Origin of the sequence: Rhodococcus sp. RD6.2 (genome assembly GCF_001040705.1) — a bacterium.
Lineage (GTDB): Bacteria > Actinomycetota > Actinomycetes > Mycobacteriales > Mycobacteriaceae > Rhodococcus_G.
This window is the reverse complement of the sequence record NZ_CVQP01000011.1, coordinates 289,976-299,706: the sequence shown is the minus strand read 5'-3', so window position 1 is coordinate 299,706 and position 9,731 is coordinate 289,976. Positions and strand designations below refer to the sequence as shown.

11 protein-coding genes are annotated in these 9,731 nt (G+C 67.8%); all 11 read right to left on the bottom strand.

What is annotated here, in order from left to right:
• Positions 1-72 precede the first annotated feature (72 nt).
• Entirely contained in the window at positions 73-465 is a 393-nt protein-coding gene (locus RHCRD62_RS23820; RefSeq protein ID WP_050067222.1) for a hypothetical protein, read from the bottom strand.
• 182 nt (positions 466-647) lie between these two features.
• Positions 648-1,040 carry a hypothetical protein gene (locus RHCRD62_RS23815; protein ID WP_050067222.1) on the bottom strand — a complete coding sequence of 131 codons (393 nt, stop codon included), beginning with the start codon at positions 1,038-1,040 and terminating at the stop codon, positions 648-650.
• Positions 1,041-1,226: 186 nt separating this feature from the next.
• Positions 1,227-1,616 (bottom strand): hypothetical protein, encoded by a 390-nt coding sequence (locus RHCRD62_RS23810; RefSeq protein WP_050067221.1) that lies wholly within the window; start codon positions 1,614-1,616, stop codon positions 1,227-1,229.
• 128 nt (positions 1,617-1,744) lie between these two features.
• A complete protein-coding gene (locus RHCRD62_RS23805) occupies positions 1,745-2,263 on the bottom strand; it encodes a hypothetical protein (protein WP_050067220.1) in 519 nt (172 codons plus the stop codon).
• A complete protein-coding gene (locus RHCRD62_RS23800) occupies positions 2,260-2,826 on the bottom strand; it encodes a hypothetical protein (RefSeq protein ID WP_157051043.1) in 567 nt (188 codons plus the stop codon). The genes RHCRD62_RS23805 and RHCRD62_RS23800 overlap by 4 nt, the downstream gene beginning before the upstream one ends.
• A complete protein-coding gene (locus tag RHCRD62_RS23795; protein ID WP_050067219.1) occupies positions 2,799-4,100 on the bottom strand; it encodes an MCE family protein in 1,302 nt (433 codons plus the stop codon). Before RHCRD62_RS23795 ends, RHCRD62_RS23800 begins: the two co-directional genes overlap by 28 nt.
• Positions 4,097-5,200: an MCE family protein gene (locus RHCRD62_RS23790; protein WP_050067218.1), complete on the bottom strand. Its 1,104-nt coding sequence runs from the start codon at positions 5,198-5,200 to the stop codon at positions 4,097-4,099. Before RHCRD62_RS23790 ends, RHCRD62_RS23795 begins: the two co-directional genes overlap by 4 nt.
• Positions 5,197-6,489, bottom strand: coding sequence for an MCE family protein (locus RHCRD62_RS23785; protein WP_050067217.1), 1,293 nt, complete (start codon positions 6,487-6,489; stop codon positions 5,197-5,199). Before RHCRD62_RS23785 ends, RHCRD62_RS23790 begins: the two co-directional genes overlap by 4 nt.
• Positions 6,486-7,508 carry an MCE family protein gene (locus RHCRD62_RS23780; protein ID WP_050067259.1) on the bottom strand — a complete coding sequence of 341 codons (1,023 nt, stop codon included), beginning with the start codon at positions 7,506-7,508 and terminating at the stop codon, positions 6,486-6,488. The genes RHCRD62_RS23785 and RHCRD62_RS23780 overlap by 4 nt, the downstream gene beginning before the upstream one ends.
• Positions 7,505-8,539 carry an MCE family protein gene (locus RHCRD62_RS23775; protein ID WP_050067216.1) on the bottom strand — a complete coding sequence of 345 codons (1,035 nt, stop codon included), beginning with the start codon at positions 8,537-8,539 and terminating at the stop codon, positions 7,505-7,507. Before RHCRD62_RS23775 ends, RHCRD62_RS23780 begins: the two co-directional genes overlap by 4 nt.
• The gene (locus tag RHCRD62_RS23770) at positions 8,536-9,726 is read right to left on the bottom strand and encodes an MCE family protein (protein ID WP_253277456.1); all 1,191 of its coding nucleotides are present in this window, start codon (positions 9,724-9,726) and stop codon (positions 8,536-8,538) included. Before RHCRD62_RS23770 ends, RHCRD62_RS23775 begins: the two co-directional genes overlap by 4 nt.
• Positions 9,727-9,731 lie beyond the last annotated feature (5 nt).

Sequence of the window (9,731 nt, the reverse complement as noted above, 5' to 3'; positions counted from 1 at the left end):
GCTGAGAACCGCCCCTCCAGCCCCGTGCCCGGCACCTTGTGGGTGCCGGGCACGGGGCTGGAGGGGCGGTTCTCAGCAGAAGAACCAGATGATTCCGCAGTTCTCCTCGGTCGTGGTGGTCGTGGTGGTGTTGCCACTGTTGTTGTTGCTGTTCGAGCTGTCCGTACCGCCCGCACCACCGGTGCCACCGTTGGCATTGGCATCACCACTGTTGCCACCGGCACCGCCCTGAGCGTTCCCGACGTTCGTCCCGCCGTTGCCGTCGCCGATGTTCACACCGCCGATGACGACTCCGCCGTTGGCTCCACCGGTCGCGGCACCACCGGCACCGCCCTGACCCGTCGTGGCCGACCCGCCGTTGGCGCTACCGCCATTGGCGTCGGCAGAAGCGATACCGGCGCCGCCGGCGACTGCGAAGGCGGCGATCGCCGCGGTGGCCAGAACTCGCTTGATGGTGTTCGACATTTCTTGTCTCCCTTGATCGGTGGAGGGTTGGTCTTGCTTGATGACTTCAAGACTGCGCCCATCCGACCCGTGTCGACAGGCACCCAAGGTGGCGACTCACCCCCACCCTTCGGGAGGCACCCGGACACAGCCCCGTGCCCGGCACCTTGTGGGTGCCGGGCACGGGGCTGGAGGGGCGGTTCTCAGCAGAAGAACCAGATGATTCCGCAGTTCTCCTCGGTCGTGGTGGTCGTGGTGGTGTTGCCACTGTTGTTGTTGCTGTTCGAGCTGTCCGTACCGCCCGCACCACCGGTGCCACCGTTGGCATTGGCATCACCACTGTTGCCACCGGCACCGCCCTGAGCGTTCCCGACGTTCGTCCCGCCGTTGCCGTCGCCGATGTTCACACCGCCGATGACGACTCCGCCGTTGGCTCCACCGGTCGCGGCACCACCGGCACCGCCCTGACCCGTCGTGGCCGACCCGCCGTTGGCGCTACCGCCATTGGCGTCGGCAGAAGCGATACCGGCGCCGCCGGCGACTGCGAAGGCGGCGATCGCCGCGGTGGCCAGAACTCGCTTGATGGTGTTCGACATTTCTTGTCTCCCTTGATCGGTGGAGGGTTGGTCTTGCTTGATGACTTCAAGACTGCGCCCATCCGACCCGTGTCGACAGGCACCCAAGGTGGTGTTCCGTCACCACCCCCCTTCTGCCCAACGCCGCGAACAGACCCGTGCCCGACACCTTGTGGGGTGCCGGGCACGAGCTTGAGAGGGCGGTTCTCAGCAGAAGAACCAGAATCCGCAGTTGTCCTCCGTGGTGGTGGTCGTGGTGGTGTTGCCACTGTTGTTGTTGCTGTTCGAGCTGTCCGTACCGCCCGCACCACCGGTGCCACCGTTGGCATTGGCATCACCACTGTTGCCACCGGCACCGCCCTGAGCGTTCCCGACGTTCGTCCCGCCGTTGCCGTCGCCGATGTTCACACCGCCGATGACGACTCCGCCGTTGGCTCCACCGGTCGCGGCACCACCGGCACCGCCCTGACCCGTCGTGGCCGACCCGCCGTTGGCGCTACCGCCATTGGCGTCGGCAGAAGCGATACCGGCGCCGCCGGCGACTGCGAAGGCGGCAATCGCCGCGGTGGCCAGAACTCGCTTGATGGTGTTCGACATTTCTTGTCTCCCTTGATCGGTGGGGGTTGGTCTTGCTTGATGACTTCAAGACTGCGCCCATCCGGACCGTGTCGACAGGCACCCAAGGTGGTGTTCCGTCACCACCCCCACCGGGGAGTTCCCCTTGCTCAGATCGGGGTCAGTTCCCCGATTCGCCACTCCCCGTCGACCAGGTCGAGCCCGACCTCTATGCGACTACCCGCGCTCGCCGGCGCCGGCCGTGTGGTCGAGGTGGTGATCTGGTTGACGAAAGCGAGCACGCGCACGTGGTCAGCCGTTCCGTCCAGGTAGCCGACGTCGACCACTCGCGCCCGCGTACTCGTTCCATCCGTCTTCGACTGCGGCGCAACGGTTTTTGTTGCGTAGTCGGTGAACTTGCCACGGAAGTCGCCGGTCGTGACGGCGGCGGCCTCGGCCAGGTCCGCGTCGACCGTGGGCGAGTTGTAACTCAACACCGTCTCGACAAGGGATGGCGCGGCAGCGAGTGCGTCGACGCGGGCAGCTTCACGGGCGGCGTCACTCCGTCCCACCCAGGCCAGGACTGCGAGCGCCACGACCGCCGCGGTGGCGAACAGCGCAACCACCACCAGCACGATCCGCCGCCGACGCATCGGGTCCGATGTGGATGTCTCCGCGTTCGCGGTCATGGCACGAAGTCGACCTTCGACATCATCAACTCGCCGTCCACGTCGTCGACGGTGACCCGCAGTCGATACGTGCGCGGTGTCGCATCGGGGCTCCCGGAGTTGACGACCTGCGCGGACGCGGCAACGATCACCACACCCGGCTCCCCTGACTCCGAGACCAGCGCGGCAGCGTCGATTCGCCCGGTCGAGTCGACAGCGGAGTCGCGGATCGCCGCCGCCAACCCGCTTCCACTGTCGGACAGTTCGGCGGCGAAGGCACCCGTGCTCAGATCTCGCAGGCGCTGCAGGTCGGCGTCGGCGGTATCGGTGTGCACGTCGATGAGCGCCAGCACGCCCTCGGTGGCGGCGGCGACGATCGCCTCCCGATGCTGATCGCGGGACCCCTCTGAAAGGCGATCCCCGGCCACTGCGGCTGTCGCGGCAGCCAGACCGAACAGTGCGACAGAACCGACGAGTACCAGCAGGATTCGCCACCCACGCAGCCGCCCTCCGTCCGGCGCGGACACCGAGCCTTCACTTTCACCCTCGGTGAGCGTCACCTCGGCCCGAGTAGCTGTTGCCATGCGTCGTCACCTCCCGTCGGCGCGACGTCCGTGTGCGTGTACTGCATCCCGTCGGGACCCGAATACAGCTCACCGGGCGCATTGGTGCCCGCGGGGACGAACGGTTCGGCGCTGCGACAGATCTCGGGCGTCGGTGCGCGCTTGCCCGGAACCTCTAGACACGGAATGTTGCGTGTGCCGCGAACCGCGAACTTGGAGTCCTGCGGCACGCTGCAGTACAGGTCGGGCGGGGTATCAGGCACGCTCATGTCGGTGGGGTCGCGGCGCTGGTCCGCCGGCAGATAGCCGGTGGAGCAGGCCGCGGGATCCTGGATCTGAACGTGGAAGTTGACGTACGCGGCTCCGTCGGCCTGCCCCTTCTGCACGACCGTCTCCTGCGCCGCCACCAGCGGCGGCAGGATCACGAGCACCTGTTCGATCGACGGGTTGTAGGTGACACCGACCTGGGCGGTACTCGTGAAGTTCGCCAGCATCAGCGGCAGCGTAGGACGGAGGTCCTGGAACAGTGCGTCTGCTTCGGTTGCCGTGGCGGGCCCCTTCTCCAGAATCCCGCGGGTCGAGCCGTCGGCCTCCGCGAGCTGCTCGCTCAGGTGCGCCACGCTGGCGGTCCACTCCCTGATCTGATCGCCGGTCACGACCTGGGTGTCGAGGAGCGGCGCGAGCTCGCGCACCAGCGTCGTCGCGGGGGTGGTCGCGTCGGACGCCTGGTCGACGAACGACACCGTGGAATCGAGGAGTCGCGCCAGGTCGGGTCCTCGCCCGGCGAACGCGGCAGCGGACTCGTCGATCACGGCCCGCAGGGTGTCCCGCGGCACCGACTCGAGCATTGCCTTCGCCTGATCGAGCACCGGGCCGATCTCCTGCGGCACGGCAACCTGCGACGCCGGGATCACGTCACCGTCGGCCAGGTACGGACCCTCTGTGGTCGACGGTTGCAGGTCCACGTACTGCTCACCGATCGCGGACACGCTGCGCACCGCGACCCCGAGATCTGTGACGGCGACCGGCACCGAACTCTCCAGCGACAACTCCGCCCGCACAGTTTCGGGGTCGAGGCGTACCTCGACCACCTTGCCGATGGTCTCGCCCCGGTAGGTGACGTTCGCGTTGCGGTAGAGGCCGCCCGCGTTGTCCATCTCGAGCGTGACCGTGTACCGCCCGATCCCGAGGGCGGTCGGTACCCGGAGGTACGCGACCGCGGCGGCCGACATCCCGACGACGGCGACGATCGCGAAGATGGTGAGCTGTATCCGAACGAGTTTCGTGAGGATCATCGGTCTCCCCCGTCGCCAGTGTCCGTGCCGAGCGGCGACGTGAGTGGGCTCGCCACCTCACCGTTGGTGGTCGGAATCGGTGGCCCCAACGGTGTCCCGAAGAACAGGCTCTCCTGGAGCCGCGCGGCGGTCAGGTCGACGACCACCCACAGGTTGGCGTAATCACCACGCATGCCCTGGTCGATCGTGACCTGTGGGAACGGGAACGTCGTGAGGTTGCCCAGGTTGTCGATCAAGGTCGGCCCCGCTGCGACGACCTGTTCGAGCGTCGGTTCCAGTGCCTCCAGGTTGGCCTTGAGGTCCTCGCGACTGCGGCGGGCGAGATCGGTTCCCACCGCCCCGAACCTGTCGACGGACGCGAGCGCCGCCGTGAGGTCGCCGCGCTGCTGCGCGAGCACCGTCATCGCCGGGTCGAGAGCGTCGAGGGCGCGGCCGAGCACCTCGCGCTGCGAGGCGATGTCGCCGGCGAAGCCGTCGAGGTTGGCCATCGTCCGCACCATCGCGTCCCGCTGTCCGTCGAGGGTGGCACTCAGGGAATCCAGCTGGGACAGCAGGTCTCGGACCGATTCCTCCCGCCCGCCGAGCGTGTTGTTGAGTTCGGTGGTGATCGTCTGGACGTGCGCGAGGCCGCCACCGTTGAGGACGACCGACAGCGCGGTCAGCGCCTCTTCCGTCGTCGGGTACACGCTCGCACTGGCGAGCGGGATGACCGCCCCCTCCTCCAGATGCCCCTCCGGCGGCACGTCCGACGGTGGCGCCAGTGCGATGTGCTTGGACCCCAGCAGGCTGGTCTGCCCGATCCGCGCCACCGAGTTCGCGGGCAACGCGACCGAGTTGTCCAGGGAAACCGTCACTTTCGCGTGCCAATTGTCCGTCTCGATGGCCGTGATGCTGCCGACGGTCACATCGGCGACCAGCACCGGTGAGTTGGGACTGATCGTGGTCACGTCGGGCATCTCGATCGTCACGGAGAAGCTGTCCTCGCCGCGTCCGGCGGCGCCGGGCAGCGGAACCGAGTTCAGTCCGCTCCATTCACACCCGGACACCGCGATCATCGTGGCCACGGCGATGCCGACGGTCCCCCACGCGCGCCTGCTCATCGCTCCCCCATCCACGGTGCCAGCAGCCCTCCGAGATCCGGGACCGGCACCGTCGGCATCGTCAGCGGTGCCATCGCGGCGCCGGTCGGCTTCGTGGTGGCGGCGGCCGCGGGCTCGAGCCCTGGCTCGCTGTACACCAGCTGGTCCGGGGTCGCGCCGAGGGCGCGGCCCGGGTTGACGGTGATGTCCGGGTAGTTGGCCTTGACCGTGTTGAGCAGCGGCCCTAGGTACTCCGCGCAGAGGTCCGCTGCCTGATCGGATGTGGCGTTCGCAACGCCCGCAATTCCGCCACAGATGAAGTTGACCGGGTTGCCGACGTTCTGCAGGGCCGGGACGCCGATCATCGACCCGAGTGCGGGGCGGTAGATGTTGTAGTAGTTCGCCAGGGCCGTCGGCGCCACGTGCAGGATTCGCTCGAGACCATCCCGCTTGTCGACCAGGACCTGCGACACGTCGACCAGCTTCGTGACCTGCTCGGACAGCCCGGATCGGTTCTGCGTGACGAAGCGCTGCATGTCCACGACGGCGGCGTCGAGATCGGCGAGGGCAGGCGCTATCTGGGTCCTGCTGTCGGCCAGCAGGCCGGACACGGTGGCGAGCCTGCCCTGGAATTGCACGATCTGCTCGTTGCTCGCCGCGAGCGCGGTGGTGAACGTCTGCAGACCCCGAACGGTGCCGAAGAGGTCGCCGCCGCTCTCGGAGAGCATCGTCATCGCGTCCGACAACTCGACGACGGAATCGCCCAGTGCCGCCCCGTTGCCGTCCAGTGCGGCGCCGGCGCCGTTCAGCAGGTTTGCTGCGGGCCCGGGTCCGTCCTCGGTCGGCCCGAGCGCCTCAGCGGCTCGGCCCAACTCGTTCTTGACCTGGTCCCATTCGACGGGCACTGCTGTGCGGTCGACGCCGATCTCCGCGCCGTCCTCGAGGGCGGGCGTCCCGTCCTCGGTCACGGCGGGCGTCAACTGCACGAACCGCGCGGACACCAGCGACTGCGCGACGATGACGGCCTTCGCGTCCGCGACGACCGGGACCGACCGGTCGAGCTTCAGGTCGACTCGCATGCGCTCGCCGTCGGGTTCGATTCCCGTGACTCGACCAACATCGACGCCGACGACGCGCACGTCGTCACCGACGTAGAGCCCGGTCGTCGAGGTGAAGTACGCGGTGACCCGGTAGTACCGGAAGTGCTGCACGGCGAGGTAACTCGCCGTCGCGATGGCGGCAGCGACCGCCACGGCGATGACGGCCAGCACGATGGTGCGCCGACGTCCGGTCGGCCAGGTGATCGTCATCGGACCTCCGGAATGGGCAGCGGCGCAGGCGGCAGGCCGAACTGCGCGTTGACGAGCGGCTGGGTGAACTGCCCCGGCAGCAGGTTCTGGATGTACGAGTAGTAGAACGGACCGCTGGCGACGGTGTCGCTGAGCGTTCCGACATACGTGCCGAGACCGTCGATACCCTGTGCGATGTTGTCCCGGTTCCGCTGCAACACACCGACAACGGTGTCGAGCTTCTGCAGGACGGGACCGAACTCCGCCTCGTTGTCGCGCACGAATCCACTGAGCTGCTGGGACACCGCGGAGACGTTGGTGATGACGTCCGACAAGGCCACCCGGTGGCGGTCCAGTTCGCCGAGCAGGGCGTTGCCGTCGACGAGCAGGGCGTTCACCTGGGGGCCGCGCTCGGCGAGGATGCCCGCGACGTTGTTCGCGTCGGAGAGCAGGTCCCGGAGCATCTCGTCGCGCCGATTCAGACTGTCGGAGATCCGGGCGACGCCGTCGACCGCCGGGCGCAGCATCGGGGCACTGTCCCCCATGACCTTCCCCACCTCGTCGAGCGAGGCGGCCAACTGGTCGAGGTCGATGTCCTCGACTGTCGTGGTGAGGTCGCCGAGCACGTCGGGCAGCGAGTACGCGGACCTGGTCCGTTCGAGCGGGATCTGCCCACCGACCGCGATGCGGCCGTCTCCCTCCAGATCGAGGGTGACGGCGCGCTTCCCGAGCAGCGACATCGTGGTGACGGACGCCGACGTCGCGGTGCCGACGTCCACCGACTCGTCGAGAATGAAATCGACTCGGGCCAGACCGTTTTCGACGTCGATCGAGGAGACGGTCCCGATCTTCACCCCCGCCGCGTTCACCTCGTCGCCCGACGAGAGTCCGCTCGCGTCGGCGAACACGGCACTGTACGGGACGCCGGACTGCACGAACGGCAGGTTCTGGTACTGCAGCGCCGCGAGCACGGCAGCGGCGGTCACGGTCAGGCCGATGACGCCGACGCGCACCGCGCGGCTTTCCACCATGTTCCTCATCGCGGTGCACACCTCCCGGTGGTCTGGTCGACGAGGTCGACGGTCATCGGTTGTCCGTTCGCACCATCGACCTTCATCGCGATGCCGCAGAGATAGAAGTTGAAGAACGACCCGTAGGCGCCGATCCGGACGAGCTGGCGGTAGTTGGACGGCATCGACTCGACGATGCGGTTGAGCTCGGCTTGCTCCGCGGCAATCGGATCGAGGGCGGTGTTCAGCTCGGTCAGTGTCCCGGCGATGTTCGGGCGCGTGTCGGCGAGCAGATCCGCGAACGTTCCCGTTGCCGTGTTCACACTCTCCACGGCACCACCGACGATCTCGCGGTCCGCGGAGAGTCCGGAGACGAGTTGCTGAACCTGATCGAGCGTGTCACCGAACTGTCCTCCTCGCCCGCGCAGTTCGGCGAGTACGACGTCGAGGTTCTCGATCACCGAACCGATCAGCTCGTCACGGTCGGCGAGGGTGTTGGTGATCGACCCGGTGTGCGCGAGCAGCGACGTGACCGTGCCGGACTGGCCCTGCAACACCTCGAGCAGCGACATCGACAACTGGTTCACCTGATCCGGGTCCAGCGCCTGGAACAGCGGTTTGAATCCGCCGAGCAGAGCGTCGAGGTCGAGTGCAGGCGCCGTTCGCTCCACCGGAATCGTGTCCCCCGCCGCGAGGGATTCCGACGCACCCGGACTGTCCAGAAGTTCCAGATAGCGGTTGCCCACGAGGTCCTGGTAGCGCACCGCTGCCCGCGTCTGCACCGTCAGGGTGTTTCCCTCGTCGACCGTGAACTCGACCTCCGCGCGGCGTCCTGCGCCGAGCTCGACCGAACTGACGGCCCCGACCGACACCCCCGCGATCCGCACCTTGTCGCCAGGAGACAGCCCCGACGCGCTGGTGAACTCGGCCGCGTAGGCCGTCGACCCGCCGCTGCGGAGCTGGCCGAACACCAGCACCAGTCCGGCGTTCACCAGGACCATCACCAGGGCGAAGATGCCGAACTTCACGGCATACCCCGGTACCTTCCGCTTCTCGTTCATCGCGTCACTCCGAACAGGTAGCTCATCAGGTCACCCGACACCGGCTGACCGCCGTTCGGCATCCGGTCCGGCGCAAAGGGGTTGACTCCGGTGTCGGTGACGAGGAAAGGAGCGGGGACGTTCGGATCACGCAGCGGAAGCCCCATGCAGTGCGGACCGCCGGTCGCCGCGACCTTCGGCAGGTCGTCCGGGTACCGGTACGGTTCGGATCCCGGAACCAGGCTGATCGACATCTTCAGTCCGGGCTGCGCGTTGTAGGCGGCGTCACCGATCGCCTTGCTCTCCTCGAGCCCGCGGAACATGCAGGGAATCACCGAGGAGTACTCCGCCAGCAGGCCGGTCGACGGCTCCATCAGCGACAGCAGTTCGACTGTCCTGTCGGCATTCTCCCCGAGCACGTCGGTGCCGGTGTCGGCGAGACCGGTCACGTTCAACAGCAGCAGGTCCAGGTTCGCCTGCTGTTCGACGACGGTGTTGCCGACCGGCGTCAACCCCGACAGGGTGCGCATCAGGTCGGGGGCCACCTCGTCGTAGGTGCCGGACACGTCGGGCAGCGTGGTGAGTACGCGCTCCAATTCCGGTCGCGCCCCGGCGAACTCGACGAGTGATACGTCGCCTCGCGCCAGTGCCCGACCGAGCTCGTCGCCACGACCCTGCAGCGCTCCCGCGAGAGCACCGAGTGTGGCGTCGAGCTTCTCGGGCTGCACGGTGCGCAACACCTGGGTCAGATTCTCGAACACGGTGTTCATCTCGACGGTGACGTCGGCCTCCTCGATCGTCGCCCCCGCCACCAGCCGCTCGGCGGACGGGCTCGCGGGTTCGACAAAACTCACGAACTTCGCACCGAAAACGGTGTTCGACGTGATCTGCACCTGCACGTTCGCGGGAATCGCCGCCAGCGATTCCGGGTCGATCGACAGCGCCAGCGACGCGGTGTTGTCGGCGCCCGGGGTGATGGACTCGACGGACCCCACCGTCACCCCCGCCATCTTGACGCGGGCGCCCGGCTCCATCACCAGGCCGGCCCGCTGCGCGTGCACGATCACCGGCACCCGCTCGGTGAATGCCTGGCCGAACAGCGCGACCGACAGCGCGACGACACCGGCGACGGTCGCGATCAACGCGAGCGCGGCCAGCTTGTAGCCGTACCTGTCCATACCGGACTTCTCGACACCGGATCTCTGCACGCCAG

Coding starts and splice junctions, on each gene's coding strand:
- RHCRD62_RS23775 (WP_050067216.1), bottom strand. CDS start 8,539: ATGAACGAGAAGCGGAAGGTACCGGGGTATGCCGTGAAGTTCGGCATC.
- RHCRD62_RS23805 (WP_050067220.1), bottom strand. CDS start 2,263: ATGACCGCGAACGCGGAGACATCCACATCGGACCCGATGCGTCGGCGG.
- RHCRD62_RS23790 (WP_050067218.1), bottom strand. CDS start 5,200: ATGAGCAGGCGCGCGTGGGGGACCGTCGGCATCGCCGTGGCCACGATG.
- RHCRD62_RS23785 (WP_050067217.1), bottom strand. CDS start 6,489: ATGACGATCACCTGGCCGACCGGACGTCGGCGCACCATCGTGCTGGCC.
- RHCRD62_RS23810 (WP_050067221.1), bottom strand. CDS start 1,616: ATGTCGAACACCATCAAGCGAGTTCTGGCCACCGCGGCGATTGCCGCC.
- RHCRD62_RS23780 (WP_050067259.1), bottom strand. CDS start 7,508: ATGAGGAACATGGTGGAAAGCCGCGCGGTGCGCGTCGGCGTCATCGGC.
- RHCRD62_RS23795 (WP_050067219.1), bottom strand. CDS start 4,100: ATGATCCTCACGAAACTCGTTCGGATACAGCTCACCATCTTCGCGATC.
- RHCRD62_RS23800 (WP_157051043.1), bottom strand. CDS start 2,826: ATGGCAACAGCTACTCGGGCCGAGGTGACGCTCACCGAGGGTGAAAGT.
- RHCRD62_RS23820 (WP_050067222.1), bottom strand. CDS start 465: ATGTCGAACACCATCAAGCGAGTTCTGGCCACCGCGGCGATCGCCGCC.
- RHCRD62_RS23815 (WP_050067222.1), bottom strand. CDS start 1,040: ATGTCGAACACCATCAAGCGAGTTCTGGCCACCGCGGCGATCGCCGCC.